Here is a 15,372-nt window from a genome sequence, read left to right as displayed (position 1 = left end):
CCGGCCTTAGCCACGGTTAGTCTAAGAGCGCCCGTGTCACGGCATCGCCCAGGAGCCTGCCCTTGAGCGTGAGCACCAAAGTGCCGGCGAAAACCTTGAGCGGGTCCACCAGTTCCTGTGCGATGAGCCCGGCAATGGCTTTGCGTGCCGTGGGCGAGAGTGTGTCCACAGCCAGCCCTTCGGACAACCTGGACACCAGCATGATCCGTTCCAGCTCTCGGGTTTGCGCATCAAGAGTTTCACGCCCGGCGGCCGGGGATTCACCCTTATCAAGCCGATTCGCGTACGCCGTGGGGTGTTTGACATTCCACCAGCGCACCCCACCAACATGGGAGTGCGCTCCGGGGCCAATCCCCCACCAGTCATCTCCACGCCAGTATGCAAGGTTGTGCTGGCAGGCGTCCTGGGGGGTCCGCGACCAGTTGCTGACCTCATACCAGGACAGGCCAGCTTCTTGAAAGAGCCGGTCTGCTAGTTCGTATTTCGCGGCGTGATCGTCGTCGTCAATGTTCGGGACCTGGCCGCGGCGGATCTGGGCGGCCAGTTTGGTTCCCTCCTCCACAATGAGCGAGTATGCGGAGATGTGATCCGGCTCGTAGCTCAACGCTGTGCGAACGGATGTTTCCCAGTCCGCGAAGCTCTCCCCTGGCGTGCCGTAGATCAAGTCCACACTGACCCGCAGGCCAACCTCACGCGCCCAGGCAACCGCCTGTGGCACCCTCTCCGGGTTGTGCGTGCGGTCCAGCACCTTCAAGACGTGCGGGATCGCGGACTGCATGCCGAAGGACACGCGGGTGAATCCGCCGTCGAATAGTTGCTGTAGGGATTCCCGGGTGACCGAATCAGGGTTAGCCTCGGTGGTGACCTCGGCGCCGTCCTCCAGTCCCCAGCGGGCCACGGCGGCAGCCAAGATGCGGGTGAGATCGCCGGCAGCTAACAGGGTGGGCGTTCCACCACCAAAGAAGACAGTGCTCAGCTTGCGTTTCGGAAGCCCGGAGGCACTCATGGCCTGGGCCGCAAACTCCACCTCACGCACAGCGGTTTCGGCGTAGGCATCCTGGGAGGCCCCGCCACCTAATTCAGTTGCCGTGTAAGTGTTGAAATCGCAGTAGCCACAGCGCACGGCACAGAAAGGGATGTGCACGTACAGGCTGAACTTGCGATCTGCTGCACCGATGGCGGCCTGCGCGGGCAGGACGCCATCGGCCGGGGCCGGGTCCCCGAGGGGCAAAACGCTGGGGGTCACTTCTTTGACTTGTCCTTTACCGGCTCTTCGGAGGACAGTGCAGCGATGAAGGCTTCCTGGGGAACCTCCACACGGCCCACCATCTTCATGCGCTTCTTGCCTTCCTTCTGCTTTTCGAGCAGCTTGCGCTTACGCGAAATATCGCCGCCGTAACACTTGGCCAATACGTCCTTGCGGATGGCGCGGATGTTTTCTCGGGCGATGATGCGGGCACCAATGGCGGCCTGGATGGGCACCTCAAACTGCTGGCGCGGAATAAGTTCGCGCAGCTTGCCTGTCATCATGACACCGTAGGCGTATGACTTATCGCGGTGGGTGATGGCGCTGAAAGCGTCCACTTGCTCACCCTGAAGCATGATGTCGACCTTGACAAGATCGGCAACCTGATCGCCGTCTGCCTTCCAGTCCAACGAGCCATAGCCGCGGGTCTTGGACTTGAGGATGTCAAAGAAATCGAACACAATCTCGGCCAAGGGCAGGCGGTAACGGATCTCCACCCGGTCCTCGGAGAGGTAGTCCATGCCGCCGAGAATGCCGCGCCGGGTTTGGCACAGTTCCATGATGGCGCCAACAAATTCGGTAGGAGCCAAGATGGTTGCGGCAACCATGGGTTCGCGGACCTCGGCGATCTTACCCGTGGGGTATTCGCTGGGGTTAGTCACGTGGACAACCTTCTTGTCCTCGAGCGTGACCTCGTACTCCACGTTGGGGGCGGTGGAGATCAAATCAAGGTTGTGTTCGCGTTCCAGACGCTCACGAGTGATTTCCAAGTGCAGCAAACCTAGGAAGCCCACACGGAAGCCGAAGCCCAGTGCGGCCGAAGTTTCGGGCTCGTAGACCAGAGCCGCGTCATTGAGCATCAGCTTTTCCAGTGCGTCACGCAGCACGGGATAGTCGGTACCATCCAGCGGGTACAGACCCGAGAACACCATGGGCTTGGCGTCATGATAGCCAGCCAACGCTTCCGTGGCCGGCTTGTGGAAGGTGGTGACGGTATCGCCCACCTTGGACAGGCGCACATCCTTCACACCCGTAATTAGGTAGCCCACTTCACCAACACCCAGGCCCTTGGACGGCTTGGGCTCGGGTGAGCTGACACCAATTTCCAAAAGCTCATGGGTGGCGCGCGTGGACATCATCTGGATTTTTTCGCGCGGGCTCAAGCTGCCGTCAATAACACGGACATAGGTGACTACGCCGCGGTAAGTGTCGTACACGGAGTCGAAGATCATGGCACGGGCAGGGGCATTGGGATCGCCTTGGGGTGCCGGGAGGTCGCGGACAATCTGGTCAAGGAGTTCCTCAACACCAACACCTGTTTTGCCGGAGACCATCAAAACATCTTCCGGCTTGCCACCGATGAGGTTGGCCAGCTCAGCGGCATACTTCTCAGGTTGCGCGGCCGGCAGGTCAATCTTGTTCAGCACCGGGATGATGGTGAGGTTGTTCTCCATGGCCAGGTACAGGTTAGCTAGAGTCTGCGCTTCAATGCCTTGGGCAGCGTCCACCAGCAAGATGGCACCTTCACAGGCTGCGAGGGAACGGGAGACCTCGTAGGTGAAGTCCACGTGGCCCGGGGTGTCAATCATGTTCAGGCAGTACGAGGTACCGTCAACTTCCCACGGAATGCGCACGGCCTGGGACTTGATCGTGATGCCGCGTTCGCGCTCAATGTCCATGCGGTCAAGATATTGCGCCTTCATATCACGCTGCTGAACCACTCCAGTGAGCTGGAGCATCCTATCGGCCAGGGTTGATTTACCATGGTCGATGTGCGCGATGATGCAGAAGTTCCTGATGATCGCCGGATCGGTGGCGGCGGGCACCGGGGCAGTGCGGGCCATGGGTGACACTAGGGTTCCTTACTGTTGCCTGGACGCAGGGATTGCGGCTGATGCGCCGAACCGTGCAGGGGTTGCGCCGGCGTAGTACACGCCGCACACTCATTGCCACCAAGTCTCCCACGTTTACCCCGCCACAAGAGAACCCGCCGCGTGGAAGCCACCTAGAAGTGGCCCATATTAGCTACCCTAGAAATCATGGCATCGACTTCCGACCGCATTTTTAAATTCCTCCGCTCCCTGGCAGGCTCACTCTTCGGCTCAGGGGAGGCGTCCCCACCCTCCACTAAACCCTCCGATAAGACCCGCTCGCGCCCAGCCTCCCGCCCGGCTGCCCGCCCGGCTGCCCGTCCGGCGTCGAGCGGGCCCACCAACACCCTGAGCGCACCCTATCCCGGGGACTTCCGCGGCACGGCAACCGTTAGCTACGCTCCCAAGCCCGACGGCGAGGCGGACCCGGGCGAAATTGTGTGGACTTGGGTGCCGTATGAGGAAGACCACAGCCAGGGCAAGGATAGGCCTGTGCTCATTGTGGGGCGGAACGGCAAACGCTTGCTGGCTCTGATGATGACCAGCAAGGACCACAGCGATGACCACCGCGGGGACAACGACTACATCGATATTGGCACCGGTACTTGGGACAAACAGGGCCGAGAGAGTGAAGTGAAACTGGACCGGGTGCTTCAAATCTCCGCCAGTGACATGCGCCGCGAAGGCTCAATTCTCGATAAAAAACGTTTTGCTGCCGTAGCTACCGGTCTGCGCCAGCGACACGGTTGGAAATAGGCGCCCCAAACTAGGCCCGCCATCTGATAAACTTTTTGATTGTGTGTATCCGTGCAGGTCGGCGGATGCAACAGCTTGGCCAGACGTTCACCATAATTCGAGCATCCCCACGCCGCTGTCAACGGTCAAGCTACGCCCTCTACGACCGAATTTACGTATCAAAAGAGAGTTATACAACGTGGCTAATATCAAGTCTCAGAAGAAGCGCATCCTGACCAACGAGAAGTCGCGTCAGCGCAACCTCGCTGTTCGTTCAGGCGTCAAGACCGCTGTCCGTGCAGTAAACACGGCTGTGGCCGCAGGCGACAAGGATGGCGCAACAGCCGCACTGGTGAATGCCGGCCGTAAGCTGGATAAGGCTGTCAGCAAGGGCGTTTTGCACGCCAACAACGCTGCCAACCGCAAGTCAGCCATCTCCAAGAAGGTTAACGCCCTCTAAGAGAAGCTGACCCGCTTCGCAACTCAAAGGTAGGACCCCCACTTTGGTGGGGGTCCTACCTTTTTTAAGCACAGTTCTTTTTTTGAGCACAGGGTGCGCCCCTTGAGTTGTAGCCGGACTCATCCCTATGCCTGGATTCTATTCACTCCCGTTTACGTGATTTGGGCGCTCTTTGCCTGGCCACTGCCAGGTTCCGTTTTCTTCGCGGTGGCACTCGCCTGGTCACCATACCTCCTCGCCACAGCCGTGGGGGCTCATCTTAGTCAGCACTGCGATGCTCTTGCTATCGGTCCTTGGACTAGCTCAGTGGATTTTGCCGATCGTTGCCAGCATCGTTGCTCTGCACATCTTCTTCATGGCGTTACTGTTCGGGCGCACCATCGATTAGTATCTCTGATCGTTCATGCTCATGCTCACGCTCGCACTAGCCGGGCCTGTGTTGACTTCAACACAAACACCATGGACCACAGTCTGGGGCATCTTCGGTGTCGGAAGTGCCTGCGTCACCAGCGCATTCGGATAGTGCATGATCAGAGCAGCGCGGCTCACTCTCACCGAAGCCAAGAGCGAGTAGGCACCCGCAAACCCCTCGCGGGCACTGGACGACTACTGTAACCACCGAAAACCGCACCTTGAACGGGCGTCTATACTCCATGCCTAAGCCGGATGTGTACTCATCATAAAGCCACTCGTTGAGGGCTTCGAGAGCATTAACCGTGGTGGCGCTTTCGCCGGGGGTCGATGGCGGGTTGGGGCCGCGTCCGGGCTAGCGAGAAGACCACCAGGGCCACAGCGATCAACCAGCATGAAGCCATGATCAACGAGCTGAAATCCTCGCCGTAGTCTGCGAAACTGAGTCCGTTGAAGAAGGCTGCCAGAGTAAAAACTGCGGCAATTCCGCTGGGCCATCGCCCGCGCCGCCGCCCAAAGACCAAAGGAGGCTTCTCCAGGAACTGGGGAAATACTCCCCGCCGGAGCCTAGATGAGTTGTTGGTAGCACGACGAACAGGTTAAGGACCATGCCGGCCATAAACGCCAGCCCGAAGAGCCACAATAGGATGACCGCTTGCACCCTCAAACTCGACCTGCCCATATTCCGGTCTTAGCACCCACGCCGATGACCGTCAAGCCAGTGCACAGCCCATGGCCGAACGTCTAGGATTCCTGGAATGCTCGCCTAACTGGCTGCATTGTGGCAGTGGCGGCTAACCAAAATCACCATAAAGGCAGAAAAACACATAGTCCCTCTCACCGGTCCTGTATGGAAGCGAATTGTGCAGCGATAGTACGTACAAGAAGTCTCAGCTGCACCGGATATCGGCATGAATATGGACCTTGTGAATTGGCCAGTCACAACGGATGATCACGGATCACTCACGAGGCTGAATATGGGTGGCCAGTCTATGTCAGGGCGATGATCACACTGTGCCCGACCCGGTGTGTCACCGATGGGTGCGCTGATCTTCTTGGCAGAAGCCGCGTCCAGGAGCGAGCCCGCATACCTTCAGACGCGAGCTGGCCCGAAGAACGCAAGGCAATGACAACAGGCACTGACCTCTGGCACAGGGCTTAGCTAGCTAGCGGCGCGCGGCGGTGGCAATCACTATGACAGCCCGCTCGACGGCATACACAGGATCTTTCGCCTCACCCTTCACCTGGGCGTCAGTTTCAGCCAGAACCTTGATGGCGGTCACGAGCGCAGGCCCGCTCCAGTGCCCGGCATCGCGGCGTGCAGCGTCCACCTGCCAAGGGCTCATGCCGAGGTCACGGGCCAGCTGGGCAGAGCTTCCGCGCAGCGAAAATACTTTGGCAATCTGGCGCACCTTCATGGCCAGGGCCCCTACCAGTGGCACCGGATCCACGCCCGTTGCGAGGGCATGCCTGAGGGTAGATAACGCTACGGGCCCGTTTCCTGCGAGGGCCGCATCGGCCACCCGGAAGGCAGTGGCCTCGACACGGCCTCCGTAGTATTTATCAACATCGTCGGCGCTGACCATGCCCGTGGTATCTGCGATCAGCTGGGAGCAGGCTGCCGCAAGTTCCGACAAGTTGGCGCCCACGGCCGCGACCAAGGCGCGGATCGCCTGCGCATCAATCCGCCGCTTGTTCAGAGTAAATTCCGCGCTAACAAATTGTGTCTTTTCGGCATCCTTCTTCAACGGCAGGCACTCAATGCGAGGCACACCGAGCGCCTTCAAAGCATCAAGGAGTTTTTTCCCGCGGGTACCGCCATTGTGGATCAGCACGAGTGTCACATCAGGGGCCGGATCCAACAGATACGCCAGCGCGTCCTGGAGGAAGTCATCATTCATGGTGGCCAGACCGGACACTTCAATGAGCTTGGGTTCGCTAAAAAGGGACGGGCTGGCAACGAGCCCCAGTTGACCTGCCGTGTACTGGCTCGCATCAAGGCTTGTCAGTTCCGTGGCCGGGTCTTGTGAGCGCAGTTTCCCACGAACACTATCCAAGGCCCTACTCGCAATGAAGTCCTCGGGGCCAAAGAGAAGCACCACGGGAGCCAAGGGAACATCGCGCCAGTCGGCACCGCCGGAAGGCCGCTGGGAAGATCTTGGGGCCGGGCTCATTGCCTTGTTCCTGTCCGTTTTGTTCCTGTCCATGCATTATCCACAGCCTCTACTGTGCCACCCCTATCCTTGAATCCCAACCCGTACCATTGCCCCTGGCCGAATCTCTGCATCCAAGCCCCACTCATGAGAGAAGTACCGCCGCACTCCACCAGGCAGTCGCCGCCATGACGAGCCCCACAGTGACCCCAAATTCGTGTCCACGCCAGCGCGCTGGCAGCAATGCGCGCAACCGCCCTGCCAAGGCGATGGCACGTTCCTTCTCCACTACGGCAAAAAGTGCAGCAAGTACTGCCCCGTTCAATACTGACATCAGCATGAATCCTTCGAGCCCTGCGGGCCAGGGCACGCTTGACGCTGGCAGGGCAGCCATGGTGCGGGCCACCGTTGCCACCCACCAGGCCCCGGCCCCGCTGACCGCAGCACACAGCGCCGCAACAGGCGGGATAAGTGCCGCCATCACCATCCCCAGCGTCCCCACAGTGGTCACGAGTGCCACCACAGGTGCCGCAAGCATGTTCGCCGGGATGGTGTAGGGCGTCAAACGGGCCTGCAACAGAACAATCACGGGTGCGCAAAACAACTGGGCCGCCAAAGGAATGGCAATTGCCTGTGCGAGCCACAGCGGCAGCATGGCGCCAAGCCAGCGCACACAGCGCTGGCCAATCAGGTGCAGCCCAAGCGTGGCCAGAACCGAGAGAATGAACGCGTAATCCGCGACGAGCCAGGGGTTGGCCACCAGTAAGGCCACGATGGTCACGCAAAGTAGCGCACCCACCCGCTTGGGCCGCCCACCCAGAACAGCCATGGCCCCGATGGATCCCATGACAGCAGCCCGCAGCACGCTCGGGTCCGGCCCTACCACCATGACGAAACCAAGCAGCCCTGCTCCTGACAGCGCAAAGGCGACACTGGGCTTGATACGCAGGGAGCGCAGCCCCAGCATGATGCTGGCCAGCACCAATGTGCAGTTGGCTCCACTGACAGCTGTCAGGTGGGTCAGGCCAACAGTTTTCATGGCCTCTTCTAGGCCGCTACCCATGCCGCCGCGATCCCCCATGACCATCCCCGGCAGGAGTCCTGCGGTATCCTCCGAGCGCCCCGTCCACACGTTCTGGACGGCGGCAATCCACGAGTTCCTGATCTTGGTGACTGCCATACCCGGACCGCCTGCGGCGGCGATCACCTCTTGGGGAGCAGTGGTGGTGCGTAAGAACCCGGCAACCGTGCCACTGCCGTGCGTTGTGCTGATGGTGCCGGCCGTGACCGCACGGTCTCCGTCCATGAGCACGGCCCACGAGGACCCAGCCACAACCCGGACCGGCACTGTGCCTGTGAAAACTTCTCCCCCGGCACGGATGCTGATAACCAACGCATCAAAGGCAACCCTGGGTGGCCCGTTCCCTGCAGCCAAAAGCCTCGGTGCGCTCTCAAGCTGCAGGGTGAGTACAAAGTCCCCACCACGGGCTATGACCTGATGCAGGGGGGACGTGCCCGCACCCCCGGTGCGCAAGGACGCCGAGCCCAGAACGGCCAAAACGCAGATGGCCGTCAGAGCCATGGTGGGCCCCGCCCTGGCGAACAGTGCCGTCCATCGCGAATACCTCAGAGTGAGGGTTCGGGAGTTGCTTCCGGAGCGGGTGCGGGAATGGGTGCGGGAATGGGAGCAGGATCGGGAGAGGGAGAGGTTCCGCAGCTTTATGGCACGGATACTCATGGGCACAAGAACTGACTTCAGGACCGCCGCGAACAAGAGCGTGGTGAGTAGGAGCACGCAAGCACCCACTATTTCCTTGGGCAGAGTTGTGGCTGCTGCTGCCGCAGCGCAGCTGCCAAGGACGGCGGGTAGGAGCCTGATATCGGCTCTCCTGCGGCCCCTCTCCTGGGCCCGCGCCGCCTGGGCGTCGGCAATGCGGCGCTGAAGATCGCTCAGGCGCAGCATCACGCGGGCTCGCAGAGGCTGCGGAGGAGTTGGTGCCATCTCCCCCACTGCGGCTTTTGCGAAGCGGGCCCAGCGCGGTTCACGAACCCTCATGAGACGCTCACCAAATCTCTTAGACCCGCCAACAGCTTTGCGCCAATCCCTGCCACGGCATCGAGCCCGTCAACCGTGGCAAAGGGACCATGCTCGGTACGCCACGCAACTATTCGTTCGGCCAGAACTGGGCCAACTCCCGGCAAAGTGTCCAGTTCTCCGGCCGTGGCAGTGTTGAGATTGAGCAGTCCCGCTGCTCCCCCACCGCTACTACCCTCTACCCCTTGCGGCGGGCCCGGTTGCAGCACCGCTCCCGGAGCTGTCAGCATTCTGGCTGCCTGTTCCTTGGTGGGCACAAACACTTGCAAACCGTCCGCCAGCGGGGCAGCTAAATTCAGTGCTGAGAGTTCCGCTGCCGGCAGCGCTCCTCCGGCCGCATCTACCGCCTCAAAGACTCTGCTGCCGGGGCGCAGCAGAAATACTCCCGGGTGTTTAACAGCCCCGGCCACATGAACCACCAATGTTCCCGGCTCAACACTCCCCGGTACACTACTTCCGGGATCCCGAGTTCCGTTGGAGGCTGCACCGGCACTGCCGTCAGGGATGGACTTCACTGCGCTGGCGGTGCTTGCCGGACGGCTTGCCTGACCGGGAGGGCCCGGACTACCAGGACCCGACGGCACTGTTCCCGCCTCCGCAGCCAATGGTGGCACGGCCACTTTCCCGGCTGTCTCGGCAGCCAGCTGGGCAGAAGCATTCTGAACGCTCGCTGACTCGATCCACAGGACCCCCAGCACGGCAGCCACCATGGCCAGCACCACCACGAGGGAGCGCACAGAAACGATCCACCTTGGCTTTTGCCAACGAGCCCCGACACTGGGGCCGTTGGGGGCCTCGTCGCCAGTCCACGCTGCACCGCGATGAGCTTGCCTGACCTGTTCGCGGTGGAATGTGGTGCTGTGCTCTTTCATGGACCCACAGTAGGCCCAGCAGATGCCGTAGGTACGGCAGTTTGAGGCGTCTGTGACGGGCTATGGCTTAGTGTCAGGCTGTGGAGGAATCTTGGCACCAGCAACAACCACTACAAGTACGCCCAAGCCGGCGTGGGCTGCCAAAACAGCCGGTAGGCGGGTCAGCGTGGCATCGTCCAAGCCCGGCGAGCCACGCTCCAAGGACTCGCTAAGCGTGCTGGCCTGCGCCTCATTCCCGAAGTGGTGCACGCTGATCTGGGTTCCGGCGGCACCGCGTGCTGCAATATCCGCTGCAGCAAGTGCCTCCAGCCGAGCAATGGCCTTAGCCGCCGTCCGTATCTTTTCCAGCGGGACAATGGCCCCGTCCTTGATCCCGAGAATCGGTTTGATATCCAGCACTGTCCCCAGCCATGAGGAGGCCAAGCTAATCCGTCCGCCCCTGCGCAATTGCTCCAAACTGGGAACATAAAAATATATCTCCGTGGCAGAAAAAGCCGCCTTGGCACCAGCAATGATGGCTGGAGCCTCCTCACCTCGTAGCGCCGACTCCACGGCAGCCTGCACGCCCCTGCCCTGGCCCATGCCCACTGTTGCGGAGTCCACCACGTAAACGGGGATGGGTGAGCGGTCCGCAGCCAACGCTGCGGCCTCAAAAGTTCCCGAGAGTTTGGCGGACATATGCAAGGAGACAATGTTCGTAAAACCTGCCTGCGCAGCCGCCTTGTAGGCTCGTTCAAACTGCCCCGGTGAGGGCCGTGAGGTCTTGACAGACGTACCGGAAGCAAGCGCCAGTGACATGTGGGCCTCCAGTTCCGCATCATCATCGGAAAAGACGTTCTCACCAATGATGACGGGGATGGGCACCACCGTCAGGAGTCCGGCGCAGCCAATCCGGGCAATCCATTCCGGCGGTAAGGCAGCCGCAGAGTCTGTGACGATGGCTACCGTAGGAGCAGGAGAGGCAGCCGAACCAGCTGGCACAGCAGCGATCTCGGTGGATCTAGGTCGAATCCGCCCTACCTGTGTCCGTAGCCAGGCACGTGCTGCTGATGCTTCATTCACGGTGCCCTCCCCCTCTCTAGCTCAGTGGTGCCGGACTCAGTCTTTTCGGCTCAGTAGTGCCAAAGCTACCCAACCACAACACAAAAGTGTCCTGCCCCGGTCAGGGCCAGGACACTTTCGCACGGATTCTTCCGTTGGTTACAGCGTGTCGCGTCTAGGCAGCAAAAATCTAGGCAGCAAAAATCTAGGCAGCAAAAATCTAGGCAGGAACAATATTGACCAGCTTAGGCGCCCGCACAATAACTGTGCGGATGCTGGCCCCATCCAGAGCCTTTTTGATAACTTCCGAGGTCAGTGCGAGTTCGCGCAGCTCATCCTCGGTGATGTCCGGGGACACTTCGAGGCGGTCCTTGACCTTGCCCTTGATCTGCACAATAGCCGTCACGCTCTGTGCCACCAAAAGAGCCTCATCCACCGCAGGGAATCCGGCGTTGGCAACGGAAGCCGGATGCCCTAGTGTCTCCCACATGTCCTCGGCCGTGTACGGTGCGAACAGGCTCAGCACAATGGCCACGGCTTCAGCTGCTTCACGTACTGCCGGATCGCCCGCACCGGCGCCGGAGTCAATGACCTTTCGGGTGGCGTTGACCAGCTCCATCAACTTAGCCACCACAACGTTGAACTTGTGCCCTTCCAAGAGCGCCTTCGCGTCATGGATGGTGTGGTGGGTCAATGACCGCAACGCAGCGTCGCCACCAATACCGGGGGCGCCGGGCGCACTGTCCACATCGCGGGCCAGGCGCCATGCACGGGCCAGAAACTTGGCCGAGCCGGACGGGGAAACATCCGCCCAGTCGACGTCGTCCTCGGGAGGGCCGGCAAAGATCATGGTGAGGCGAACGGCGTCCACCCCGTACTTATCCAGCTGCTGGCCCAGGTCCACACCGTTACCCAGGGACTTGCTCATGGCCTTGCCGCCGTTGAGGACCTGGCCCTGGTTCAGCAGGGCGCTGAAGGGCTCGGTGGCCTCGAGCATGCCCATGTCGTGGATGACCTTGGTAAAGAAGCGGGCGTACAGCAGGTGCAAGATGGCGTGCTCCACACCGCCCACGTACTGACCTACCGGCATCCACTCGTTGACCTTGGCCGGATCGAACGGGCCCTCGGTGAACTGCGGGGAAACGAAGCGCAGGAAGTACCAGGAGGAATCCACAAAGGTGTCCATGGTGTCGGTGTCACGCTTGGCGGCGCCACCACATGAAGGGCAGGCCACATTAACCCATTCGGCTGCAGCAGCCAGCGGGGAGGTGCCCTTCGGGGACAGGTCCTCGCCGCGCAGGTTCTCCGGCAGGCGCACGGGCAGCTGGTCATCCGGCACCGGGACTTCGCCGCAATCGGCGCAGTGAATGATCGGGATGGGGGTGCCCCAGAAGCGCTGGCGGGACAGCAGCCAGTCACGCAGGCGGAAGTTGACGAACTTCTCGCCCGTGCCCAGCTTCTCCAGGATTTCGATGGCGGCCGGGATGCCTTCGGTCTTGGACAGGCCGTTGAGCTCGCCGGAGTTGATCAGGGTTCCTTCGCCGGTGGTGGCGATGCCGGTCTCGGCGGGGTCCTCGCCTCCGGTGTCCAGGACTGCACGGACTGGCAGGTCGAACGCCTTGGCGAAGTCCAGGTCACGCTGGTCATGGGCGGGGACGGCCATGATGGCACCTGTGCCGTAGTCCGCCAGGACGTAATCGGCGGCCCAGACGGGCAGCTTCTCACCGGTCAAGGGGTTGATGGCGTAGCGGCCCGTGAAGACACCCGATTTGGGGCGTTCGGTTGACTGGCGTTCAATGTCGCTGAGCGCCTTGGTCTGCTCGCGGTAATCGCTGAGCGCCTCGGCGTGCTGGGCAGTGACCAGATCCACGGCTAACGGGGCATCGGCTGCCACAACAAAGAACGTGGCCCCGTACAGTGTGTCGGGGCGGGTGGTGAAGACCGTCAGCTCCTGCGCCGGCTTTTCCTCGCCAGCGGCTTCGATCACAAAGGTGACATGAGCACCCTCAGAGCGGCCAATCCAGTTCTTCTGCATGGCCAGCACGCGGTCCGGCCAGAGGCCCTTCAACGCATCCATGTCATCGAGTAGGCGGTCCGCGTAGTCGGTGATCTTGAAGTACCACTGGTTCAGTGACTTCTTGGTAACAACCGAGCCGCAACGCTCACAGGCACCGTTGACAACCTGCTCGTTGGCGAGCACGGTCTGGTCCGTGGGGCACCAATTAACGGGAGAGTTCTTCCGGTAGGCCAGGCCACGCTCATAGAAGCGCTTGAACAGCCACTGCGTCCACCGGTAGTACTCGGGGTCAGAGGTCTGCAGGCGGCGCGACCAGTCCACGGAGATGGCGTAGCGCTTGAAAGATTCCGCCTGCGTGTCAATGTTGGTGTACGTCCACTCGCTGGGGTGGGCGTTGCGCTTGATGGCGGCGTTCTCTGCGGGCAACCCGAAGGAATCCCAGCCGATCGGGTGCAGCACGTCATAACCGAGCTGGCGCCAGTAGCGGGACACCACATCACCCATGGCGAACGCTTCAGCGTGGCCCATGTGCAAGTCGCCCGAGGGGTACGGGAACATGTCAAGGACGTAGCGGCGTTCCTTGGAACCGTCGTCAAGCGGGGCGAAAACATTGAGTTCATCCCACACGGCAGGCCATTTGGCCTCTATTGAGGCGAAACTGTAGACGCCCTCTTCGCTGTTCTCTTCAGTCTGGGACTGCACGCTCACGTACCCTGCCTTTTCATTCATCATTGGCTTCTTGCACCTCACTCCTTACACACAAAAGCCCCTCGACATAGCAAGGGGCTCACCGCAACGAGAATTTTCTGGTTGCGGCTAGCTAAGGAGGAGAAATTTATGCACGTCTCTACTTTAGCGCACAAAAAGTACGACGGCGGGAGGCCGCCTTTGGGGAAAAGGTGGGCTCCCGCCGTCGTACTTCACTGCTGTTTGGCAGTGCTGTTACAGCACGTCCTCGTCAACCCAGTCCATGGACTTGGTGACGGCCTTCTTCCACAAACGCATCTGACGGTCACGCTCAGCGGCGTCCATGTTGGGCTCCCAGCGCTTGTCCTCAGACCAGTTCGCCGAAAGCTCGCCCAAGCCCTTCCAGAAGCCCACTGCCAGACCTGCCGCGTAAGCTGCGCCGAGCGCCGTGGTCTCGGTGACCTTGGGGCGGATCACGGGTACGCCAAGGATGTCCGCCTGGAACTGCATGAGGGCATCATTGGCAACCATGCCGCCGTCGACCTTCAATTCCGTCAAGTCAACGCCGGAATCCGCGTTGACGGCGTCCAAGACTTCGCGGGTCTGGAAAGCGGTGGCTTCCAGTGCAGCCCGGGCAATGTGGCTCTTGTTCACAAAGCGGGTCAGGCCCACAATGGCGCCACGGGCATCGGGACGCCAGTACGGGGCGAACAAGCCGGAGAAGGCTGGGACAATGTATACGCCACCGTTGTTCTCTACCGAAGCGGCGAGCTCTTCCACCTCTGGTGCTGACTTGATCATGCCGATGTTATCGCGCAGCCACTGGATGAGGGATCCGGTGACGGCAATGGAGCCTTCCAGAGCGTAATGCGGGGCTGCGTCGCCTAGCTTGTAGCCAAGCGTGGTGAGCAGCCCGTTCTTCGAGTGAACAATTTCCTCGCCCGTATTGAAGATCAGGAAGCAACCGGTGCCGTAGGTGTTCTTGGCCTCACCTGCTTCAAACGCGGCCTGGCCGAACGTGGCTGCCTGCTGGTCACCGAGGATTCCGGCCACGGGAACTTCACGCAGCAGCTGGCTGCCGTGCACGTGCCCGTAGACCTCGGAAGAGGACTTGATGGCCGGCATCATGGATTTCGGCACACCAAAGACAGCCAAAATCTCGTCATCCCAGGCCAGGGTTTCCAGATCCATGAACATGGTGCGGGAGGCGTTGGTGACGTCGGTGATGTGCACTCCACCGTCAACACCGCCGGTCAGGTTCCAGGTGACCCAGCTGTCCGTGTTGCCAAATAGCAGATCCCCAGCTTCCGCCTTGGCGCGGGCGCCGTCAACGTTGTCAAGGATCCATTTGATTTTGGTGCCGGAGAAGTAGGTGGCCAGGGGCAGGCCCACCTTTTGCTTGAAGCGCTCCACGCCGCCGTCAGCGGCCAGTTCATCAACGATGCTCTGCGTGCGGGTGTCCTGCCACACGATGGCGTTGTAAACCGGGACGCCGGTGTTCTTGTCCCAGACAACCGCCGTTTCGCGCTGGTTCGTGATGCCCACGCCAACAATATCGTGCCGGGTCAGGTTGGCCTGGGCAAGAGCGGTACCAATGACCTCGCGGGTGTTGTTCCAGATCTCGGTGGCGTTGTGCTCAACCCAGCCCGCCTTCGGGAAGATCTGCTCATGTTCTAGCTGACCAGTAGAGACGATGTTGCCGTCATGGTCAAAAACGATGGCACGGCTGCTGGTGGTGCCCTGATCGATGGCAATTACATACTGAGACATCTTTGTTTCCTTTG

The 15,372-nt window shown here is 60.9% G+C and carries 10 protein-coding genes; 2 read left to right on the top strand and 8 right to left on the bottom strand.

Going from position 1 to position 15,372, the window contains the following annotated elements; all coding sequences use genetic code 11:
- Positions 1–16: 16 nt before the first annotated feature.
- A complete protein-coding gene (gene hemW / locus CVS29_RS11450) occupies positions 17–1,246 on the bottom strand; it encodes a radical SAM family heme chaperone HemW (RefSeq protein WP_110106442.1) in 1,230 nt (409 codons plus the stop codon).
- On the bottom strand, positions 1,243–3,099 hold the full coding sequence (gene lepA, locus CVS29_RS11445) for a translation elongation factor 4 (RefSeq protein ID WP_179442422.1): 1,857 nt from the start codon (positions 3,097–3,099) through the stop codon (positions 1,243–1,245). The genes hemW and lepA overlap by 4 nt, the downstream gene beginning before the upstream one ends.
- Positions 3,100–3,285: 186 nt before the next feature.
- Here lepA and CVS29_RS11440 point away from each other — a divergent pair, with 186 nt between their 5' ends.
- On the top strand, positions 3,286–3,873 hold the full coding sequence (locus CVS29_RS11440) for a type II toxin-antitoxin system PemK/MazF family toxin (RefSeq protein WP_110106441.1): 588 nt from the start codon (positions 3,286–3,288) through the stop codon (positions 3,871–3,873).
- A gap of 178 nt (positions 3,874–4,051) precedes the next feature.
- A complete protein-coding gene (gene rpsT / locus CVS29_RS11435; protein WP_110106440.1) occupies positions 4,052–4,312 on the top strand; it encodes a 30S ribosomal protein S20 in 261 nt (86 codons plus the stop codon).
- Positions 4,313–5,889: 1,577 nt separating this feature from the next.
- On the opposite strand, the gene holA is transcribed toward rpsT, so the two are convergent.
- From holA to glpK, 6 genes are all read right to left on the bottom strand, one after another.
- Complete coding sequence (gene holA, locus CVS29_RS11425) at positions 5,890–6,897, bottom strand: DNA polymerase III subunit delta (RefSeq protein ID WP_110106438.1); 1,008 nt, start codon at positions 6,895–6,897, stop codon at positions 5,890–5,892.
- Positions 6,898–7,021: 124 nt separating this feature from the next.
- A complete protein-coding gene (locus tag CVS29_RS11420; RefSeq protein ID WP_110106437.1) occupies positions 7,022–8,932 on the bottom strand; it encodes a ComEC/Rec2 family competence protein in 1,911 nt (636 codons plus the stop codon).
- Positions 8,929–9,843: a ComEA family DNA-binding protein gene (locus CVS29_RS11415; protein WP_110106436.1), complete on the bottom strand. Its 915-nt coding sequence runs from the start codon at positions 9,841–9,843 to the stop codon at positions 8,929–8,931. The genes CVS29_RS11420 and CVS29_RS11415 overlap by 4 nt, the downstream gene beginning before the upstream one ends.
- 60 nt (positions 9,844–9,903) lie before the next feature.
- A complete protein-coding gene (locus CVS29_RS11410; RefSeq protein WP_110106435.1) occupies positions 9,904–10,905 on the bottom strand; it encodes a DegV family protein in 1,002 nt (333 codons plus the stop codon).
- Between the two features lie 199 nt (positions 10,906–11,104).
- Entirely contained in the window at positions 11,105–13,609 is a 2,505-nt protein-coding gene (leuS, locus tag CVS29_RS11405; RefSeq protein WP_373366721.1) for a leucine--tRNA ligase, read from the bottom strand.
- A 234-nt stretch (positions 13,610–13,843) separates the two neighbouring features.
- Positions 13,844–15,358 carry a glycerol kinase GlpK gene (gene glpK / locus CVS29_RS11400; RefSeq protein WP_110106434.1) on the bottom strand — a complete coding sequence of 505 codons (1,515 nt, stop codon included), beginning with the start codon at positions 15,356–15,358 and terminating at the stop codon, positions 13,844–13,846.
- Between the last annotated feature and the right edge of the window lie 14 nt (positions 15,359–15,372).

It is taken from the genome of Arthrobacter psychrochitiniphilus (assembly GCF_003185915.1).
Taxonomy (GTDB): Bacteria; Actinomycetota; Actinomycetes; order Actinomycetales; family Micrococcaceae; genus Specibacter; species Specibacter psychrochitiniphilus.
Note: the sequence above shows the minus strand (reverse complement) of the source record. Positions and strands in the feature narration are given on the sequence as shown.

What these genes read in the sequence shown, in the direction of transcription:
- CVS29_RS11440 (WP_110106441.1), top strand. Translation starts at nt 3,286, where the DNA reads ATGGCATCGACTTCCGACCGCATTTTTAAATTCCTCCGCTCCCTGGCA.
- holA (WP_110106438.1), bottom strand. Translation starts at nt 6,897, where the DNA reads ATGAGCCCGGCCCCAAGATCTTCCCAGCGGCCTTCCGGCGGTGCCGAC.
- CVS29_RS11420 (WP_110106437.1), bottom strand. Translation starts at nt 8,932, where the DNA reads ATGAGGGTTCGTGAACCGCGCTGGGCCCGCTTCGCAAAAGCCGCAGTG.
- CVS29_RS11415 (WP_110106436.1), bottom strand. Translation starts at nt 9,843, where the DNA reads ATGAAAGAGCACAGCACCACATTCCACCGCGAACAGGTCAGGCAAGCT.
- glpK (WP_110106434.1), bottom strand. Translation starts at nt 15,358, where the DNA reads ATGTCTCAGTATGTAATTGCCATCGATCAGGGCACCACCAGCAGCCGT.